The following is a 19807-nucleotide window of genomic DNA, read 5'->3' on the forward strand; positions in this document are numbered from 1 at the left end:
GCTGTAGTCGCAGTAGAGTTCTGGTGACAGGCCCAACTGAGCTGCCACGGAGCGAGCAATTCACGCGGAATTGGTTGATCAGCGCTTAGGCTAAACCCGGGATGGCGCAACAGGCATATCTGCACGGTACGCCGATCCGGTTACCGGCCCCGCGCCTGGCAAGCGGCAATTCAAGCCTCGGGATCAGTATAGTGCCGAATGAATCCGTCACGGTCGCAGGATGCCACATAGCAGTTGCCGTTCGTCGTCAGACAGCAGGCCGCCAGCCATCCGACCACGGTACGCACGATACCCGCCTTGCGGAAGCTGCCATGCTCGGTCGCGCAGATGGCAAAGCTTGCAGGGACGCGCCTTCGCCAACGATGCACCTCAATTGGCCTTACCCGCTTGCGCGATGAGCGCGGCTATAAGACACTCGCCAGCAATCTCCGGCGGACCCGAATTACCGATATGCAGCACATCGTCACCTTCGACGCTTTGCTGCTCGCTTCGGACCAGACGTTCTCTGATGCTCTTCAGATTTTCACGTCCCCGTTCGACCAGGCGCTTCGCCAATACCTCCATTGGCGCGGTGACGTTGACGACGAGCAGTTGCGGGTAACGCTCGCGTGCTGCGGACAGAATGGCCCGGGAGCCGTTGGCGACGACGACATCGCCACGATGGAGCCACTCGTCAATATCCGTGGGAATTCCGTAGGAAAGGCCATGCGCCTGCCAATGCAGCGCAAAGGCGCCTTCGCGAACCCGTCGCTGGAACTCGTCATCGTCGACAGGTTCATGGTCCTCTCCGACCGCCGTTGGCCGGCTGATGACACGGCGCACGAAATGCACCCGCCGATCGGATCGAAGCCGGCTTAGTGCGTAGTCGATCAGCGTGTCCTTTCCCGCCCCGCTTGGCCCGACGACGAGAATGAGTGTTCTTTGCAGCGACATGGCGGCATCAGATCGCCGCCTTGAGCAGCGCTTCGCCTTTCAACGCGAACTGCGAGCGGACAGTGAAATCGCCCCGGTCATGCTCTTGCACGAACAGCGACAAGGTATCGATGCGGTAATCCTCGGACAGATACGGTTGGAACACCGTTTGCAGACGCTCTCTCGTTTTTGCTCGGTCCTCTTCGGGCACGCGGCCGGTCAGCGTCATATGAAAGCGGAAGCGATCGAGCACATAGGGGTAGCCCCATTGCACGAGATGGGCGATCTCGATCTCATCAAGCGGCGCTTGCAGCCGCCGTTGCAGTTCCGCCGTGTTCATCGGCGCCCGGAACCGGTCGAACTCTTCGACGATCTGCGCAGCGAAACCGCGCAGGGCCGCGATGGGGCTGGCGGGAACGAGTGCGAAGAAGCCGCCGAGAAGATCGATCTTCAACGGTCCGATTGGGCAAGGAGATCGCCATGCAGCAAAGGTGCCGAGCGCCCGTTCCAGATCCGCGACGGAAGTGCCTTCTCTCAGGCGGAAGGGTGCCTTGAGCGTGGCGTGAAAGCCGTATCGCCGTGGCTCCGATGTCAAGTCGAGCACGGCTGGTCCGCTCTCACGACCAGCATCAGGTGCGAAAGCATCGCGGCCAAGCCAGGAAGTCGCCGCCACGGACAGCGGGTGGTCTCGCGCCGGCGTGTAATAGACGGCGTAGCGAGGATTGGATTGGTCCGGCATCAGGCGCAGGCCTTCGCCATGGCGGCTGGCGGCACGGCCATGGCGGTCGCTTGGCTGCCGATCTCGAACAGCCTGTCGGCAACGGCTTCGCGCACTTCCTCGTCGTGGAAGATGCCGACGATGGCCGCCCCGCGGGATTTCGCCTCGTTGATCAGCTCGACGACGGTCGCGCGGTTGGCGGCGTCGAGCGAGGCGGTCGGTTCGTCGAGCAGCAGGATCGGATAATCGACGATGAAGCCACGGGCGATGTTGACGCGCTGCTGCTCGCCACCGGAGAAGGTGGCAGGGGCCAGAGACCATAGCCGCTCAGGGATCCGAAGCCGGGTCAGAAGGGTCTTGGCAAGCGCCCTGGCCTGCTCGGCCGGCATGCCGTTGGCGATCGCCGGCTCGGCGACGACGTCGAGGGCTCCGACGCGCGGGATGACGCGCAGGAACTGGCTGACATAACCGATCGTCGATCGGCGGATCTCCACCACTTTCCAGGGCTCGGCGGCAAGCAGGTCGAGACGCTCGCCCCTGTGCTCGACCAGGATCTGGCCTTCGTCCGGCTTGTAGTTGGCATAGAGCGAACGCAGCAGTGTCGACTTGCCGGCGCCGGACGGACCGTGCAGGCAGACGCATTCGCCGGACTTTACCGTCAGCTCGATGTTAACGAAGACCGGCAGGACGATACCGCCCTGGGTGTGGAGCGTGAAGGTCTTGGTCAGACCTTTGGCATGCAAACGAATGGTCATGGGATATCCTTTCGTCTCAAACCTGCAGGACGGAGGAGACGAGCAGTTGCGTATAGGGGTGATGGGGGTCATCGAGCACCTGGTCGGTCAGCCCCTGCTCGATGACGCGGCCGCGCTGCATGACCATCAGCCGGTCCGCGAGCAGACGCACGACCGCCAGATCGTGGGTGACGATGATGGCGGCGATGCCCAGTTCGCGCACCAGCCCGCGCAAAAGATCGAGCAGGCGCGCCTGCACTGAGACGTCGAGGCCGCCGGTCGGCTCGTCCATGAAGACGAGGCGGGGACGGGTGACGAGGTTGCGGGCGATCTGCAGGCGCTGCTGCATGCCGCCGGAGAAGGTGCGAGGCTTGTCATCGGTGCGGGCCAGATCGACTTCGACCTTCTTGAGCCAATCCTGCGCTTCCGCGCGAATGTCGCCGTAATGGCGGGCGCCGAGCGCCATCGGCCGCTCGCCGATATTGCCGCCAGCCGAAACGTCCAGCCGCAAACCGTCGCGCGGGTTCTGGTGAACAATGCCCCAGTCGGTACGGGCGAGTCGTCGTCGCTCGGGTTCGGAAAGCTTGAGAATGTCGACTGCCCCACGATCCTTCATGTCATAGGTGATCGTTCCGGCATCGGGGGTCAGCCGGCCGGAGAGGCAGGCGAGAAGCGTCGACTTGCCGGAACCACTTTCGCCGACGATGCCAAGCACCTCACCGGGCCGGATCGCGAAGGAAATGTCACGGCAGCCGATCTGCCCGCCATAGGACTTGCAAAGGCCGGAGACCTCGAGCAGCGGCGGCGTCGGAGCGAGCTTGCGGATCGCATTCATGGTCATTCCTCGCCTCCGGCGGCCCTCGGTTGCGCCTCGGCGGCGGCCTGGCGGGTGTTGCAGAAATCGGTATCGGAGCAGACGAACATGCGACTGCCCTTGTCGTCGGTGATCACCTCGTCGAGGTAGCTCTCCGTCGAGCCGCAGAGCGCGCAGCATCCCTTCCAGCTCTGAACCTCGAAGGGGTGGTCGTCGAAATCGAGGCTGCGGACCGAGGTATAGGGTGGGATGGCATAGATGCGTTTCTCGCGGCCGGCGCCGAACAGCTGGATGGCCGGATTGTTCTCCATCTTCGGATTGTCGAACTTCGGGATCGGCGACGGCGACATCAGATGCCTGCCGTTGACGATGGTCGGATAGTCATAGGCCTTGGCGATGCGGCCAAAGCGGGCGATGTCTTCGTAGAGGGTCACCTGCATCGCGCCGTACTCGCCATAGGCATGCATCTTGCGGGTCTCGGTTTCGCGCGGATCGATCTTCTTCAAAGGCTCAGGCTGCGGCACCTGATAGACAAGGACTTGGGTCTCTTTCAGCGGCGTCTCGGGAATGCGGTGGCGGGTCTGAACGATGGTCGCGTCTTCGGTGGATTCGGTGACGGCGACGTCGGCAACCGTCTCGAAGAAGCGCCGGATGGAGACGGCATTACTGGTGTCGTCGGCGCCCTGATCGATCACCTTGAGCCGGTCGTCGGGCCCGATGACGGCTGCCGTCACCTGAATGCCGCCGGTGCCCCAACCATAGGCGAGCGGCATTTCGCGGCCGCCGAAGGGCACCTGGTAGCCGGGAATGGACAGGGCCTTCAGCAGTGTGCGGCGGATCATCCGCTTGGTTTGCTCGTCGAGATAGGCGAAGTTGTAGCCACTGTCGTTGTGATTGGTGGTTATGCTGGCACTCATTACTCAGCGGCCTCCTTCATCTGTGCCGCTTCGCGGGTTGCTTCGTGTTCTGCCCGCAGTTGCCGAACAAGTTGCAGTTCCCCCTGGAAATCGACGTAATGCGGCAGCTTGAAATGCGTGACGAAGCCGTTCGCCTCGACATTGTCCGCATGGGAGAGTACGAATTCCTCGTCCTGGGCCGGATAGCGCACATCCTCGCCGAGCTCGCCGGCACGCATCGCCCGATCGACCAGCGACATGGCCATCACCTTACGTTCGTTATGGCCAAAGGTGAGGCCGTAACCGCGGGTGAACTGCGGCGGTTTCTCGGCGCTGCCGCGGAACTGGTTGATCATCTGGCATTCGGTGACGGTGATCTCAGCGATCGCGACCGGGAAGCCGAGCTCCTCGGGCACAATCTCGACCATCACTTCACCAAGCCTCAGTTCACCGACGAAGGGATGGTTGTGCCCATAGCCGCGCAGGGTAGAATAGGCTAGGCCAAGCACGAAACCCTCGTCGCCGCGCGCCAGGTTTTGCAGGCGCTGGTCGCGGCCAGCCGGAAAGCTCATCGGCTCGCGGGTGAGATCGAAGACCTCCTCCTGGCCGTCATCGCTCTCCTCTTCGATCAGCCCTTCGCTGTCGAGAAGATCGATCACCCGCGGAACTTCCTCATCCAGCGGTGCAGCAGCGAGTGCCGCCTGTGGTCGTTCCTGGCCTTCGGTGGCGAGCGCAAAGTCGAGCAGCCGATGGGTGAAGTCGTAGGTGGGTCCGAGCACCTGACCGCCCGGAATGTCCTTGAAGGTCGCCGAGACGCGCCGGCGGATCGCCATTTCCGATGTGTCAACCGGTTCGGACGCGGCGATGCGGGGCAGTGTGGTGCGATAGGCGCGCAGCAGGAAGATCGCTTCGATCATGTCTCCCTGCGCCTGCTTGAGAGCAAGGGCGGCAAGCTCGCGGTCATAAATCGAGCCTTCCGCCATCACCCGGTCGACGGCAAGGCCGAACTGCGCGCTGATTTGGGCAAGCGTCAGTTCGGCAAGGGCCTGATCGCCACGGCGGGTCTCGGAGATCAGCCTGTGGGTGTTGAGGATGGCCTGTTCGCCACCCTTGACGGCAACATAAGCCATTTAAGCCTCCACTGTGATTGTGCGCGGCAAGCCGATCAGGGCATTGCCGTTCGTGAACAAAACATCGATGCCGCGCGGATAGAGTTCCCGATTCAGATCCCAGTCGGACCAGAACCAAAAAGGCAGTCCGGCAATGGCGACGCTCGCACACGTCTTGATGCCGGGGCCGGTCCAGGCGGTCGGAGGTCCCTCCGTAAGCGACGGAACCTGGATGATCAGCGTCGTCGAGCGATCAGGATATTCGACGTTGCCCGGATGAAACTCGAAGAGGCGCGGCATGATCAGCGGATCGGTGACGACAGCGAAGCGAGCTGCCATAGGACCCTCGGCGACGGCAAGGCCGCAATGGAAGCCCAGCCATTGGGCTGCTTCGGTGCATGACGTCTGGTGGTCAAGCCAGGTCGGCGTCTCGAAATCCATCAGCGTCAGGCAGAGCGCCGCGGTTGCAGGGCTGAATGGCCTTGGAGCCGTAAAGCTGCGATCAAGCGACACGACGCGGCCGGGATAGGCGGTCGCCAGCAGGCTTGCGCGAAAGACCGCCTGGGCATCGAAGACCGGATCGATAAAGCCGGGTTTGAGCGAAGCATCGTAGGAGGTGACGGCGCGCAAGGATGTTGAAGATTGTATTGTCATGCCGGATTCTCCCCACGAACCAAGGTGAAGAACTCGACCTTGGTGGCTGCGGCCTTGCGGCTCTGTTCGAGACGCCGTGCTTCGGCTTTTTGGCGCAGCGGCGCGATCACCCTTGCCATGATCTCGTCATGACGGTCCGGCCGCTGCAGCAGCGCATCGACGATCGCTGCCAGTTCTGCGTGGCGCTTGTCGCGGCCATGTGCGTAGCCATGCCCGACAGTGCCGTCTTCAAGCCGTACCGATGCGCGGGTCACGGTCATCTCGCCAAGATTGAACATGTTGCCAGTGCCGCCCGCGCGACCGCGCACCATCACCAAGCCGACGTGGGGGGCTCTCAGCCATTCGAATGCCAATCCGGAGGTCAGGTCGGTCGCCAAGGCTTCGAGTTCACCGCCGATGCTGCGCGACAGGATGCCGAGCCAGTCGGAGCGCTGCGCGATGGCAGCCTGTTCCGCTTCCATCTTGCTAATTGAGTTCATAATTTAAATCCTTTGGGCTTGGGGAACCCGTTAGAGATACTGACGCCCGGCGACCCAGATGTTGCGGATCACCGGCACGCCGTCGATGAGACGCACCCGGATCAAGTCGGCGCGAAGGCCAGGAGCAATGCGGCCGCGATCGGTAAAACCAAGCAAGTCAGCGGGGTTCTTCGTCACCATGGCGACCGCCTCGGGGAGATCGAAGCCCTTCCCCGCGAGCGCAAATGCGGCGTGCAGCAGGCTTCCCGGCACGTAGTCGGAGGTGAGCACGTCGAGGAGACCACGGTCGGCAAGCTCCATCGCGCTGACATTGCCAGAATGCGACCCGCCGAGGATGACGTTGGGCGAGCCCATGACGATCTTCATACCGAGGTCGCGGGCGCGCCTCGCCGCCTCGACCGTCGTCGGAAACTCGCTGATGGTGATGCCGTCGGCATGAGATTGATCGACGTCCGCAGCTGTCGTGTCGTCGTGGCTGGCGACGCGGATATTACGCTCGCTGCAGAGACGCCCAATGGTCGAACGGCTCGGCGGGACATATTGCTGCTGGTGCTCGCGGCGCTCGGCGATGTAAAGTGCGAACTCGTCTTCTGTCCAGACCCGGGCGTTCTTCTTGCGCCGGAACTCGCGGTAAAGCGTCAGATTGTGCCACTGCCGCTGGCCGGGCGTGTGATCCATCATGCTGACGAGCCTGAGGGCAGGATTGTCGATGTGCCGCTCGACGGCCGGTAACAGGGCCGGATCGGAGAGTTCACAACGGAAGTGAAGATAGTGGTTGGCCTTGAGAAGACCGGCTGCACGCGCCTGCGCCAGCCCTGCGGTCACCGCGTTCACCATGGCGGGGCGAACACCGCCGCTATCGTAGTCGCCGAGCGCGAGCGCATCGAGCACGGTCGTGATGCCGCTGCCGAGCAACTCCCAATCGTGTGCAAGCACCGCAGCGAGCGGTGCGGGCCATTTGACGCCCGGGCGCGGAAACATGAATTGTTCGACATTGTCGGTGTGGAGGTCGATCAGGCCGGGCAGCAGGAAGTCGCCTTCGCAGTCGAGCACATCAATCTGGCTCACCCGTTCACTATCGATCGACGACACCAAGCCGGCCTGGATTTCCAGGTTGCCTTCGAGAACACGATCGACCTGCACGATCCGGGCGTTTGTTAATTTCATGGTCATTGACGATCTCTCTGCAGAGCCGTTTCCGTGGGAGGACGGCGGTTAGGTGACAATGGGAGTTCTGGCGTTCCCGTCAGAACGACTGATAGAACGATTGCTGGCTGGAGTCGGCCAAGTGGAACTTCGATTGGGCCTGAGTGTAGGCGGATAATTTCTCGATCACGGCATATCGTTTTCCATCGAAAACATGACGCGGTCGCCGCTGAAGCAGCCCTCCTGATAGGAAATCGGTCTACCCTCGAGATCGACGTCAACGCTCTCGTAGGCCAGGACCACGGATATGTTCGATTGCCGCAAGGCCCGCGCCTCGGCAGGCGTCGGCATGCGACCAATGACATTGGTGTATTTGCGGACGTAATCTTCGACGCCGAAATGACGGAAGGCTTCGGAGAACGATTGTGTTTTTTCAAACACGGGCATCAGATTCGGGAATCTGAGATAAGGAAAATATTTGGAGCCGACACCAATCGGAACATTGCTGGCATGACCAACAATCTCGACCCGAATGACCGCCATGCCAACATCGATCTCAAGTTTTTCGGCAATCCGCTCATCTGCCTCGATGATTTTTATGCCACCGATCTTACGGCTTGGCGCAAAGCTATTGGCTTTGAGGTTCTTATTGAACCGTACCCGCTCACCGAAGTTGTACTGAATGCGGCGTTCCACAAAGGTGCCGACGCCGTGCTCAATTCTCAGTACGCCCTGTTGCGCCAAGGATGAAAGAGCGCGACGCACCGTGAGCCGGTTCGCTCCGACTATTTCAGCGATCTGTCGGTCCGGCGGCAATTGCGATCCCGGCGGATAGCGGTCAGAGCTTATCCAATCCTTGAGCGTCGTTTCGATCTGCCGCCACAGCGACGTTGATGAGCCGTCCTCGCGCGCCTCTTCATTCGCCTCGACCTTGCCGTTCTGAATCTCATTCAGTCCAGATTCCGTGTGACTTTTTGTCATGAATCGCCCTTACGTGTCCTTTAGCGAGGTTTATACCATATACACAAGAGGTGTAAACCACGAAGCCGCCCATCGACAGTGATCAATTTAATAAGCTGGTCCGAACGCATATTGGCGCGCCCCCAAAATGGAATTGTGGTCGCCGGAAGCAATGGCCCGACCAGCGTGAGCGCGTTGGCGGGATCTGAAACCCGAGCCGCTGTACCTACGTCGATGGCAAGCAGTGCAACCATGGGGACGGGAGGATACGCCTCGACCGTAGGTGGCCGCCGTAACGCGCCTCATCATTTGCCTCGTCTCGGCTGTCCTGAATCTGACATTCGGTACGCCTTTTTGTCATGAACCGTTCACAAATGTCCCGTATGTGTCCTCCTCAAAGAGGTTTATACCATGTATTTATGAGGTATATACCACGGAATTAAAGCCGCCCATTCCTTAATCCAAGGAACGAATGAAGTCTCAAATGTACAAGCGATCCATAACGGGTTCTAAAAGCGGCATCCGCTTCGAACGCATTGGCAAATCTTTTGGCGCGACGTCCGTTCTGCGCGAGGTTTCGCTGAACATTGCCGATGGTGAGTTTCTGACACTGCTGGGACCATCAGGCTGCGGTAAGTCTACGCTGCTGCGCATCCTCGCCGGACTCGAGGTGCAAACCGCCGGCTGCGTGGCGATCGGCGATCGCCTCGTCGACGGCGTTCGTCCGAAGAAGCGCGACGTGGCCATGGTCTTCCAGTCCTACGCGCTCTACCCGCACATGACCGTACAAGAGAACATGAGCGTGCCGCTTAGAATGCGGCGGCTCTCGGCCTGGCAGCGCCTGCCGCTGCTCGGCCGCTTCTTGCCCGGAACCAAGGCGACAGCGGCAGAGATCGAGCTCGACGTGATGCGTACCGCCAAGGCGCTCGGCATCGGCCATCTGCTCGCCCGCAAGCCCGGTCAGCTGTCTGGCGGCCAGCGGCAGCGCGTTGCTGTCGGCCGCGCCATGGTGCGTAAGCCCGCCGTCTTCCTGATGGACGAGCCGCTCTCCAACCTCGATGCGAAGCTCCGGGTGCAGATGCGCGCCGAGATCAAGGAACTGCACCAGCGGCTCGGAGTCACCTTCGTCTATGTGACCCATGACCAGTCGGAAGCGATGACCATGTCGGACCGGGTGGCGGTGATGCTCGACGGTGAGTTGCTGCAGGTCGCTCCGTCGCAGCAGATCTATGCCGATCCGGACGATCGCCGCGTCGCCGAGTTCATCGGCTCGCCCAAGATCAACATGCTTGATGGGAAACTGCGAGATGGCGCGCTGGTCGACGTAGCCGGCACGACCTTCGCTGTTGCCGCGGACGCGGCTCATGGCACAGGCTTGACCCTCGGCATTCGACCGGAGGCGTTCCATCTCGTCGATGCCGGCGGCTTGAACGTGCTCACCGGTGCGGTGCGGCTCGTCGAGCACATGGGGTCAGACCTCTTCGTCCATCTGAATGTTCCTGGAATGGAGCAGCCGGTCGTCGCCCGGCTGCTGGCCGAGCGCGCGCCGCATATCGCCCCGGGCCAGACCCTGCATCTCGGCGTCAAGCCGGACCGGCTGCTCATGTTCGCCGCCGATGGCCGAAGGCTGCGGGGCGGCGACCAAAGCGATGCAAAGGTGCTGCGGATGAAGGAGCGCGTGCAATGACCGTCGCGTCCCCGACGGCGCCGCAAGAAGCCGGCATTCGGACCGACGCCGCTGCAGCCCGCAGGGCGCTGCGCCATCAGCGCATTGCAGAGGTCCTGTCGGCCTGGTCTCTCGCCGGTCCGGCGCTCGTCCTGCTGGTCGTGCTGTTCTTCCTCCCGGTCTTCGCTGTCTTCGCCATCGCATTGACCGACTGGCAGTTCGGCGCCAGCACGCTTTCCTTTGTCGGCCTGGCCAACTTCCGCGAGGTCGTCGCCGACGAAGGTTTCCGCGCCTCACTTGCCAACACGCTCCTTTACGTAGTGATCGTCGTGCCCGGCACGATCATGCTCGGTCTCGCGATCGCGCTCTTGATCGAGAGCGGCAAGTCGTGCCGCGCCTTCTACCGGGCGATCCACTTCCTGCCGTTCATGGCTACCTTGTCCGCCATGGCGATTGCCTGGGAGGCGCTGCTGCATCCCACCATCGGTCTGGTCAACCAGACGCTTGCCAGCCTTGGCCTGCCGAGCGCCAACTGGCTGCGCGACGAGAACACCGTTCTGCCGGTCCTTGCGATGATCGGCATCTGGCAAAACCTCGGCTATGCCATGGTGCTGTTTCTCGCCGGCCTCAAGGCGATCCCGCAGGACCTCTACGATGCGGCCGACATCGACGGCGCCGATCTCTGGTTCGACCGACTGCGCACCGTGACCCTGCCGATGCTCGGTCCCGTCGCCATGTTCGTCTTCATCGTCGTCGCGCTCAAGGCTTTCGAGACCTTCGACACCGTGCAGGTGCTGACGCAAGGCGGCCCAGGCCATGCCTCCGAGATGCTGCTCTATACGCTCTACCGCGAGAGCTTTGAATATCTGCGCACCGGTTATGGCGCCTCTCTCGCCGTCGTCTTCCTCTTCATCGTCGTCGCGCTGACGCTGATTCAGGCGCGCGTGATGGACAAAAGGGTTCACTACCAATGAGCACATCCGCGACCCATGGCCTTGGCTCGCCTGCGGCCATCACCCGTCATGCCATCCTGCTGATCACCGGCGCGTTGATCCTCATCCCCTTCGTTTGGATGATCTCGTTGTCGATCAAGCCGCCGGGCGAGATCTTTCGCGCTTCCTTCTCCTTCTGGCCTGAGCATTTCTTCGGCATCGTGAACTATACCAGGGCTCTGACGGAAGCACCGTTGCCGCAGTACATGCTGAACGGCGTCATCGTCTGCGGACTGATCGTCGCCGCCCAGATCGCCATTTGCGCGCCAGCTGCCTATGCACTCGCCAAGCTCGATTTTCCCGGCAAGAACCTGATGTTCGCGCTGGTGCTGGTCGCGCTGATCCTGCCGCACGAGGTCCTGTCCCTGCCGCTGTTCATCCTCGGCTACCAGATCGGCATCCTCAACACCTATGCGGCCCTGATCTTCCCGTATGTGGTCTCGCCGTTCGGCATCTTCCTGTTCCGGCAGTTCTTCAAGACCATTCCCAACGACGTGGTGCACGCCGCTCGCCTCGACGGGCTGTCGGAGCTTGCCATCGTCTGGAGGATCATGGTGCCGATGTCGCTACCAGCGATCATCGCCTTCGGCATTTTCTCCGTCGTCGGTCACTGGAACAGCCTGTTCTGGCCGCTGATCGCTGTACGCGACCAGTCCCTCATGCCGCCGCCGCTCGGCATCATGGCCTTCAAGAATGAAGAGGCCGGCAACGACTATGGTCCGCTGATGGCCGCATCCACCGTCGTCGTCGCTCCCCTCATCATCGCGTTCATCGCCGCCCAAAGATGGTTCGTCGAGGGGCTGACGGCAGGAAGTACGAAATAGTCAACTTTCGCTCAACAGGAGAACCACCATGCGTCTTATTACTACATTGGCGTGTGCTTCATTGCTCGGCGCCAGCAGCGCGATGGCAGCGGACGTAACGCTGCAAGTCAGTTACGCAGGCCCAATCTTGGAGACAATGCACAAGGAAATTGTGCAGCGCTTTGAGGCAGAGCACCCTGGAATCAAGATCGCGCTCGCTCCACCTGTCCGCGAATATGACGAATTGCTGCAGCAAACTCTTCGAAAGGCTATCACGGGCGGCATGCCTGACGTCGCGTTCTTTCCGCTGAACAGAGTCTCTGTTCTGGCTGATCGCGGTCTACTCCAGCCGATGGACGCAAATTTAGCCTCCGACCCAGCGTGGAAAGACCTCGGATACAGCGAGGGCATTCTGCCGCTCGGCAAATTCGGCAATCATCAATGGAGCATTCCGTTCCAGCTGTCGACTCCGGTCATATTCTACAACAAGCAGCTGACCAGGGCGGCGGGTTTCGACAGCTTCCCCGATTCATGGAGCGGGATCGAAAAACTGATAGACACAATTCATCAATCGGGGAAGATCGGCGGCCACATCGACTATGATCTGCCGAACAATGGTGCGTTTCAGGCTTTGGTCATGGGGGCAGGCGGCGATCTGATGGATCCGGCGAAAAAGGAAATCACTTTCGACGGGCCGGAAGGTGTGGCAGCTATCGATCTCCTGCGCCGCTTCGTGGACGCTGGCATGGTCGATATGTCCCGCGATCAGGCACGGCAAGCTTTTGCAGCTGGAACTATCGGGCTCCAAGTCAGCTCGAGTTCCATCCTTGGGAAACTTGCACAGCAAATTGGCGACAAATTTGAGCTCGGGGTCGCACCGCTCCCCGTTTCGGCGAAAAATGGACGCGTACCGCTCGGCGGCAGCAGCGCCGTCATACTGACGAAGGATACGGTCAAGGAAAAGGCAGCTTGGGAATACATCAAGTTCGTTATCGGGCCGGAGGGACAGACAATTTCCACAAAAGCCACGGGCTACATTCCCCTTAACGACACGGCCGTCAAACGCGCCGATTTGCTTGGCGACTTTCTGAAAACCAATCCGAATTACAGCGTCGCGATAGCAGCTAAGGCCCACTCCGCACCTGTATTCGAGTTCCCAGGTGAAAATAGCGTCCGTATCTCGGACGAAATCCGTAACTGCTTGCAAGCGGCAATCAACGGCAAGACCTCTTCGACCGACACGCTTGCGTGCATGCGATCCGCCGTTCAACGGCTCGTGCCACAGCAGTAACTACAGCATTCTACGAAACGACACTCAACTCAGTCTAACAGGGAGACATGCGATGCGCGCTGCGCTTTTTGCAGTCGGAATTTCGCTTGCCTTATTTTCTTCGGAACCGACATTCGCTTCCGATACCACAATCGAAGTCGGCGTCGCACCCGCGGCAATGATGCCGACCTATCAGGCAGTCGCTGATGCATACATGCAGCAGAACCCCTCGGTGCAAGTTAAACTTCGGGCGGCACCGAGCTATCCAGAGCTGACACAACAAATCTTGAGAGAGAGTCTGACCGGACATGTTCCTGACATCTCCTTCCAAGCCTATAGCCAAATTCGCGTGCTTGTTGATCAGGGTCTGGCAGTTTCTCTGAACCACTTCATTGAAGCGTCCGGAGGCGAGCTTACCCGCTCTCCCGTCCTCCAGTCCCTCGGGCAGGTCAAAGGGCAGACATATGCTGTCCCATTCTGGACCTCCATGCCGGTGGTCTTCTTCAACCTGGATCTCGTCAAAAAAGCAGGCAGCGACCCAAAGAAATTGCCGACGACATGGGACGGGATATTGGCTCTAGGCCGCAAGATGTCTGATCTCGGAGATAATACGTCGGGCTTCTATTATATCTACAAGAACACCGACTGGCCCTTTCAGGCTCTCGTGGACAGCTTCGGCGGGCGGATGATGACGCCTGAAGAGGAATCAATCGCGTTCAATCAGCGCGCCGGGGAGCTTGCCTTTAACCTGCTTGAGAGATTGGGGAAGGCAGGCATGACCGATATGACCAAGGATCAGGCGCGCCAGGCCTTCGTCGCCGGCAAGCTCGGTATCCTTGTCGATGCCAGCAGTCTCCTGCCAGGCATGGAAGAGAAGGCAAAGGACCGTTTCGAGATTGGCATCGGGCTGCACCCCGTCGACTCGCCGGATGGCAGGCTTCCGGCTGGCGGCAACGCGATGATGTTGCTGTCTAAGGATCCCGACCGCCAAAAAGCGGCGTGGGATTTTATCAAATTCGCTTCCGGGCCAATCGGTCAAGCAATTGTGGTGAAAAAAACGGGAGCGTTGCCGTTGAGTTTGAGCGACAAGGAACGCGAAGAACTGCTTGGATCCTACTATCGCGAGCGGCCAAATCAGCGGGCGCTGCTTGAAGGGCGCCATCTCATCATTGATTGGTTTGGTTTTCCCGGGCCCAACGCCAACAAGATCGTCAGCCTGATCGAAAATAAAAGCGAAGCTGTTGCCACCATCAAGGAAAGTCCAGCAGAGGCAATGCGGACGCTTGCGGCAGACGTGAATGCTCTCCTTCCCCAATAAGGGGATTAAGATTCCCCATAAGCAGGAAATGAAGATGAGTAGACCGACTATACTACAATTCTCTGACTTGCATCTGTCAGAGAATATCCACCAGACAACCCTGAATTGGGAGCATTGCCTGCGAATTGTCGAGCAGGAAAAACCCGATTTGGTCGTCGTCAGCGGCGACGTGGTCCTCGACAATCCCGATGACGAAGCAGCACACGACTTTTCGAGGCGGCAATTGGAACGGATCCCAGCGAACTGGCGTCTGGTGCCCGGAAATCACGACCTCGGCGACTCGCTTGATCAACCGTATCAAGGACAGCCCATCACGACCGGTCGCCGCCAGCGGTTCCTCGATCATTATGGAAAAGATTGGTGGAGCGCGGACATCGGAGGCTGGAAAGTCGTCGGCATCAACAGCATGCTCCTGGCGAGTGGACTGCCGGCCGAAATTGAGCAATCGCAATGGCTGCGCCAAGAAATCGACTCCTTCGACGGACCAATCCTTCTGTTTCTGCATAAACCGCTGTGCCTCGATAGCCTCGACGAGGATGACACACCGGGTTGGGTGATTTCCCGCGAGGGACGCCAAAAATTTGCTGATCTGGTCCAGGGAGCAAATCTCCGCGCCGTCGCATCGGGACACTTGCATTGCCACAGGCACGTCATTGATGGAGCCTTCGAGATGGTCTGGGCCCCCGCGACATGCGTTGTGCATAGTGCGACGGTGCGGGGAGTGCCGAAATCTGTTGGATGGTTGTCATTCATTCTGGCTGAGAACGAACTCAGTTGGCGCCATAATATGGATGCAGCGCTCGGCCCAATCGACGTGACGGACATCCTGTCACGATTCGGCACGCTGCGCTCGACGCCAGCGAATGTTTTGAATGACCTCAAACCGAAGCAGCATGCGTTGGCCGGGATCTGATCGCCTGTCTAGCTTATGCCGAGGACCGAAATGAATGCGAGTGATTACTTATAATATCCAATATGGCAAGGGTCGTGATGACCACTACGATATCGACCGAACCATCCAGGCGCTACCTGAAGCTGATATAATCTGCCTCCAGGAGATCGAGGCGTACTGGGGTCGATCCGGCAACATCAACCAAGTCGAGCACATCGCGAAGCATCTCGGGTTCTTTACCATCTTCGGTGCAACAGTCGACGTGCACAAGCGTTTGCTTAGTTCGGACAGGTCCGCTCGGTACGTTAGGCGTCAATTTGGTAACGCCATTTTCTCGAGGTGGCCAATTCTGGCCACCCGAACATTTCTCCTTCCGAAACTGAATCCATCAAATGCCCACTCTATTCAAAGGGGGATCACGGAGGCCACAATCGAGACCGCGATCGGGCCGCTCCGGGTCTACACAAGTCATTTTTCACATCTCTGCGACGAAGAGCGTAGCATTCATGCTGCGTTCGCTCTCGATGTGCACCGACGGGCGATCATTGAGGGCCCAGTCATGAATGGCGACCACCCCGATAAGACATGGTTGGAGGAACCGCCGCCAGATGTGCCAACCAATGCGCTGCTGATGGGCGACTTGAACTTCACGCCGAGCAGTCCAGTCTATTCGATGCTTGCGGGAGGCACGAGCCACATGTATGGCCGCCTTCACCTTCCGGACGCGTTCGTTGATACGTGGGTAGCGGCTGGCAATGCTGCGGACGAAGGTCATACGGCCTATCGCGACTGGCACGCGAAGACTGGCAAACGAATAGACTATGTTTTCGCGAGCCCGGCGCTAGCCCCTCAAGTGAAATCCGCGGAGGTGCTAAGTGACGTCGACGCATCCGATCATCAGCCCCTGATCGTGACATTTGACATCTGATGAACCGAAGAATTTTGTCTGCGTCATCAATAACTTTGCGGTCGGTGTCACAGGCCATAAGCGCCAGCGCACTGACCCTCCGTAAAGAATTCTTCCTCACCAGCTCAGTTTTGCCTTGGTAAATTGAGGCCACTAATGACAATCGGAAAACACGTCTGCCCATCAGGCTCACTTCTCCCCCATGAATGGATAGCGGAGGGCGCTGGCTTTCCAGCAATATGCAGATTTTTCCGCAGCGACTGTAAAAAACCCCTCCTCGTATTTGTGCCCGGCGGTGGTTTCCTAGGTAGAATCGCCTACGGACATCCTGGAACGGAGCCGACGGACTTTCTGTGCGGCAACCTCCAGACCGCCGGATATAATATCTTGGTGCAGTCATATCCCTCTGATCACCCGGCATTCGGCCGCGTCTATCCCGAGATGACCGTGAGTGACTGGGGCTGCAGCGTCGCTTCGATTGCGGCAGAAGTCATACGGCGCGAGAGTCTCACCCCTCACGTTCTCCTGGTCGGCTGGAGTATGGCGGGACGCATGTCCCAATCATTTAATCGGAGCGCGACTGCAATCGGACTGAGGGTACTAGGTTTCATATCCCTGGCGGCGAATGCGCCGCTTCCCGGCCTCGCTCCGATTTCTGACGATCGCATATCCCTGACACGGGACTCGCTTTGGACTGTGACGGAGTGTGCGCCCAACGGCATACCATATTACCAGCGTTGGACGGATGAACTGACCCAAATCATGGGTTCAACGGAGCAGGCTCTTTTTACCGAAGAGATATGCCGGCACCACTATTTTGCGAATTGCCCAATCAATCTGCGGGGCGAGGCGACACGATTTCGAAATGGCAAATTGGCAAATGCGATAAATGACGCCATCGCCGATCTGGGTTCACTTGATTTCGCCGACTATCCATTGACAGCAAGCATCGTGCCTACCTTGCCATCTGACGCGAAACACGCCCTGACGGACCAGGCCGCGTTCGCATTTTTCAATTCGCGCAGGATCTACCACGGGCTTCCACCTGGCATACTGAAGGAAATATCGCCGGATGAGTGGGATGAACTCCGCTCGTTAATGCAGGACCTGCCCCGCAGGCTGACGCGTTTCCAAGACGGTGGGCACTTTTTCTTTGTCGGTGAGGCAGGAGCCGCAGCGACCTCGGCCCATATCGGCGAACTGTTGAACGAGTTGGAAGCGGTGGCCTCGTTATTGAGGAAAATTTCTGACGCAGAGGGACGAGCGGACTAAACAACATGGCGCGAGCTCTAGGTACATGCGTGCGGATCAAGGCTGAGTTTTTCTCTGAGAGTTCGACCTTCTTGTTTGGCAGCCAACCGGTTTCTTTTATAGAGCTCGGGAATGACAAGACGGGCAAAATCCGTTAGTCCATCCGGAAAGTGCGCGGGCATAACATTAAACCCATCTGCCGCCAGCGTATCGACCCATTCGACCATCACATCAACGATATCGGCCGGTGTTCCAACTGCGAGAAGGTGGCCCCTGGCGAGGGACGTGTGAAGAGCCAGCTGACGCAACGTAAAGCCGGCCGCTCTGGACGATTCTAAGAGTAGTTGAGGCCTGCTCTTGCTGGCATTCGTTGCGGTGGGCTCTGGTGGTGGTCCGTCCAGTGGGTAATGAGAGAGGTCCATCCCTCCGAGAAGCTCGGCTAAGAGCGAAATAGCAACCTCCGGAGCCACCAAGGACTGAAGTTCAGCCAGCTTTTCTTCCGCCTCGGATCGGCTGGTACCAACGATTGGCATTAAGCCCGGCATTATCTTGATCCGATCAGGATCGCGACCCGCAGCTAGAGCACTGTCCTTTATTTCGCGATAGAAGAGTCTTCCCCCATCAATCCCGCTTTGAGCTGTGAACACGATGTCTGAACACTGACCGGCAAGCGAGACCGCGGCAGGTGATCCGCCGGAGAGAACTATTACGGGACGATGTTGCGGGGGACGCGCAATGTTTAGTGGTCCCTGAACTCGGAAGTGTTTCCCGCGATGATCGGTATCATGGAGCTTTTCCGGGTCAAAGTACACACCCCCCACCTTGTCATAAATGAATGCGTTATCTTCCCAGCTGTCCCAGAGTTTCATCAGAACTCTGGCGAACTCGTCGGCTCTTTCGTATCTCGTCGCGTGGTCCGCCAGCGAAGCATCACCGAAGTTCGCAGCTTCGTGGTCATAGTAAGATGTTACCAAATTGCATCCGCTTCTACCATTGCTGAGATGGTCCAGAGAGGCCACCTTTCGGGCAATGTGGTAAGGCTCATTATAGCTGGTCGACACGGTCGCAATCAGGCCGATGTTCTCGGTACTGCCAGATAGAGCGGCGAGGAGCGTTAGTGGCTCGAATTGCGAAACATATCGTGCTGTCCGACTAAGTTGGATTCGATCGGCCTGTCTCAAACCGAGGCTATCTGCGAGAAACAGAAAGTCAAAACCGGCCGTCTCGGCCGTTAGCGCCAAGTCGGTTAGGTGGGGCAGCGTCAAGGATTGATCGGCTGCCGAATTTGGGTGCCGCCATCCCGCGATGTGGTGACCAACTGGACGCATGAAGAGTCCGAGCCGGATTTCTTTGATGCCTTCACTCATCGCGTCCTCCTATTTCGCAGAGACCGCACCAGCGGCGGTGCCAACGACCATTGAATACTGTGCTAAGACATGGAACGGGCGGGGGCCTGAGAAGCACTGGACGCCTCCAGTTGCTAGGCCTTGGCGGTAATGAAAAAATAGTCACCGCATGTTGATGGGAAATGCGCCATGACAGCTGCAATCCGGCCGGTCTCAATGTCCGAGCGCAAGCGCTCGCAACCTTGTGTGACGGCCTCTTGGTCCGCCTCCCGGAACAAAGTGGAGCCTCGTCTTAGGTTCGGATCCAGATAGCGTGATGGCGAATGCTTGGCACCATAAAGGAAGTCATCAATGTTCGTTGGTGGCACGTCCCAGGGAAGCACTCGGATGTTCCTAAACCCAGCATCGCGCAGCGCCGTGAGTACGCGAAGTGCACGTGGCACTTTCGAAGTTATTTTTTGGAACACAGATGGAAAGTATTCAACTAGCCAGTATGTGAGAATTTGATCCGGGTCGGCACCGAAAATCACGTAATTTGCATCTGGCGCCAAAACGCGGTGGACTTCTCGGCATGCTGCATTTACATCAGCAAAGTGATGCACTGCAAGCATCGAAAACGCGCCCTGAAACTCAGCATCCTCCAGAGGTAGCTGCTCCGCGCCGGCGCGATGGAATTGGGCGTTCGCGCAACGCTCCCTGGCGATCTCAAGCATGTTCTCCGAGGGGTCGACGCCCACAATTTCCGCGCCCATCGCCATGAGGAAGGCGGCGTAGTTTCCGGTCCCGCAGCCGACATCAAGAAGACGTGCCTTTGTACTCAACTCCAGTTGTTGAGCCAGTATTGTACCGACTTGCGGGTCCGCTCGCCGGGTCTTGTCATAAACGCTTGCGATTGGGTCGTATTTTGCCGCAGCGTCATTCAGAGTCGAGATTGCCATCG

20 protein-coding genes are annotated in these 19807 nt (G+C 59.2%); 8 read left to right on the forward strand and 12 right to left on the reverse strand.

Annotated features, from left to right (window positions below; all coding sequences use genetic code 11):
* Nucleotides 1-369: 369 nt before the first annotated feature.
* The 10 genes from phnN to phnF all read right to left on the reverse strand — a co-directional run bounded on the left by phnN (nucleotide 370) and on the right by phnF (nucleotide 8443).
* Nucleotides 370-933 (reverse strand): phosphonate metabolism protein/1,5-bisphosphokinase (PRPP-forming) PhnN, encoded by a 564-nt coding sequence (gene phnN / locus QN224_RS29325; RefSeq protein WP_283979532.1) that lies wholly within the window; start codon nucleotides 931-933, stop codon nucleotides 370-372.
* Nucleotides 934-940: 7 nt separating this feature from the next.
* Nucleotides 941-1651 carry a DUF1045 domain-containing protein gene (locus tag QN224_RS29330; RefSeq protein ID WP_283979533.1) on the reverse strand — a complete coding sequence of 237 codons (711 nt, stop codon included), beginning with the start codon at nucleotides 1649-1651 and terminating at the stop codon, nucleotides 941-943.
* Nucleotides 1651-2385 (reverse strand): phosphonate C-P lyase system protein PhnL, encoded by a 735-nt coding sequence (gene phnL, locus QN224_RS29335; protein WP_283979536.1) that lies wholly within the window; start codon nucleotides 2383-2385, stop codon nucleotides 1651-1653. Before phnL ends, QN224_RS29330 begins: the two co-directional genes overlap by 1 nt.
* Before the next feature lie 16 nt (nucleotides 2386-2401).
* Nucleotides 2402-3199, reverse strand: a complete 798-nt coding sequence (gene phnK, locus QN224_RS29340) for a phosphonate C-P lyase system protein PhnK (protein ID WP_283979576.1) — start codon at nucleotides 3197-3199, stop codon at nucleotides 2402-2404.
* Between the two features lie 2 nt (nucleotides 3200-3201).
* Nucleotides 3202-4095, reverse strand: coding sequence for an alpha-D-ribose 1-methylphosphonate 5-phosphate C-P-lyase PhnJ (locus tag QN224_RS29345; protein ID WP_283979537.1), 894 nt, complete (start codon nucleotides 4093-4095; stop codon nucleotides 3202-3204).
* The gene (locus tag QN224_RS29350) at nucleotides 4095-5204 is read right to left on the reverse strand and encodes a carbon-phosphorus lyase complex subunit PhnI (RefSeq protein WP_283979539.1); all 1110 of its coding nucleotides are present in this window, start codon (nucleotides 5202-5204) and stop codon (nucleotides 4095-4097) included. Before QN224_RS29350 ends, QN224_RS29345 begins: the two co-directional genes overlap by 1 nt.
* Complete coding sequence (gene phnH / locus QN224_RS29355) at nucleotides 5205-5837, reverse strand: phosphonate C-P lyase system protein PhnH (protein WP_283979540.1); 633 nt, start codon at nucleotides 5835-5837, stop codon at nucleotides 5205-5207. It abuts the gene before it with no gap.
* Nucleotides 5834-6316: a phosphonate C-P lyase system protein PhnG gene (gene phnG, locus QN224_RS29360; RefSeq protein WP_283979542.1), complete on the reverse strand. Its 483-nt coding sequence runs from the start codon at nucleotides 6314-6316 to the stop codon at nucleotides 5834-5836. Before phnG ends, phnH begins: the two co-directional genes overlap by 4 nt.
* Before the next feature lie 30 nt (nucleotides 6317-6346).
* Nucleotides 6347-7489, reverse strand: coding sequence for an alpha-D-ribose 1-methylphosphonate 5-triphosphate diphosphatase (locus QN224_RS29365; protein ID WP_283979544.1), 1143 nt, complete (start codon nucleotides 7487-7489; stop codon nucleotides 6347-6349).
* Between the two features lie 159 nt (nucleotides 7490-7648).
* Nucleotides 7649-8443, reverse strand: coding sequence for a phosphonate metabolism transcriptional regulator PhnF (gene phnF / locus QN224_RS29370; RefSeq protein ID WP_283979545.1), 795 nt, complete (start codon nucleotides 8441-8443; stop codon nucleotides 7649-7651).
* Between the two features lie 463 nt (nucleotides 8444-8906).
* Between phnF and QN224_RS29375 the strand changes: the two genes are divergently transcribed.
* From QN224_RS29375 to QN224_RS29410, 8 genes are all read left to right on the forward strand, one after another.
* Nucleotides 8907-10109 carry an ABC transporter ATP-binding protein gene (locus QN224_RS29375; RefSeq protein ID WP_283979546.1) on the forward strand — a complete coding sequence of 401 codons (1203 nt, stop codon included), beginning with the start codon at nucleotides 8907-8909 and terminating at the stop codon, nucleotides 10107-10109.
* Nucleotides 10106-11062 (forward strand): sugar ABC transporter permease, encoded by a 957-nt coding sequence (locus QN224_RS29380; protein WP_283979547.1) that lies wholly within the window; start codon nucleotides 10106-10108, stop codon nucleotides 11060-11062. Before QN224_RS29375 ends, QN224_RS29380 begins: the two co-directional genes overlap by 4 nt.
* On the forward strand, nucleotides 11059-11904 hold the full coding sequence (locus tag QN224_RS29385) for a carbohydrate ABC transporter permease (protein ID WP_283979548.1): 846 nt from the start codon (nucleotides 11059-11061) through the stop codon (nucleotides 11902-11904). Before QN224_RS29380 ends, QN224_RS29385 begins: the two co-directional genes overlap by 4 nt.
* Before the next feature lie 28 nt (nucleotides 11905-11932).
* Complete coding sequence (locus QN224_RS29390; RefSeq protein WP_283979549.1) at nucleotides 11933-13174, forward strand: ABC transporter substrate-binding protein; 1242 nt, start codon at nucleotides 11933-11935, stop codon at nucleotides 13172-13174.
* Between the two features lie 52 nt (nucleotides 13175-13226).
* Nucleotides 13227-14471, forward strand: coding sequence for an extracellular solute-binding protein (locus QN224_RS29395; protein ID WP_283979550.1), 1245 nt, complete (start codon nucleotides 13227-13229; stop codon nucleotides 14469-14471).
* Nucleotides 14472-14505: 34 nt separating this feature from the next.
* Complete coding sequence (locus tag QN224_RS29400) at nucleotides 14506-15384, forward strand: metallophosphoesterase (RefSeq protein WP_283979551.1); 879 nt, start codon at nucleotides 14506-14508, stop codon at nucleotides 15382-15384.
* A 34-nt stretch (nucleotides 15385-15418) separates the two neighbouring features.
* Nucleotides 15419-16291 (forward strand): endonuclease/exonuclease/phosphatase family protein, encoded by an 873-nt coding sequence (locus QN224_RS29405; RefSeq protein WP_283979552.1) that lies wholly within the window; start codon nucleotides 15419-15421, stop codon nucleotides 16289-16291.
* Nucleotides 16292-16657: 366 nt separating this feature from the next.
* Entirely contained in the window at nucleotides 16658-17542 is an 885-nt protein-coding gene (locus QN224_RS29410) for a hypothetical protein (RefSeq protein WP_283979553.1), read from the forward strand.
* 17 nt (nucleotides 17543-17559) lie between these two features.
* Here QN224_RS29410 and QN224_RS29415 read toward each other — a convergent pair whose 3' ends face one another.
* Nucleotides 17560-18888 carry an LLM class flavin-dependent oxidoreductase gene (locus QN224_RS29415; RefSeq protein ID WP_283979554.1) on the reverse strand — a complete coding sequence of 443 codons (1329 nt, stop codon included), beginning with the start codon at nucleotides 18886-18888 and terminating at the stop codon, nucleotides 17560-17562.
* Nucleotides 18889-19001: 113 nt separating this feature from the next.
* Nucleotides 19002-19805 (reverse strand): class I SAM-dependent methyltransferase, encoded by an 804-nt coding sequence (locus QN224_RS29420; protein ID WP_283979555.1) that lies wholly within the window; start codon nucleotides 19803-19805, stop codon nucleotides 19002-19004.
* Nucleotides 19806-19807 lie beyond the last annotated feature (2 nt).

It is taken from the genome of Sinorhizobium sp. 7-81 (genome assembly GCF_030124405.1).
GTDB lineage: Bacteria > Pseudomonadota > Alphaproteobacteria > Rhizobiales > Rhizobiaceae > Sinorhizobium > Sinorhizobium psoraleae.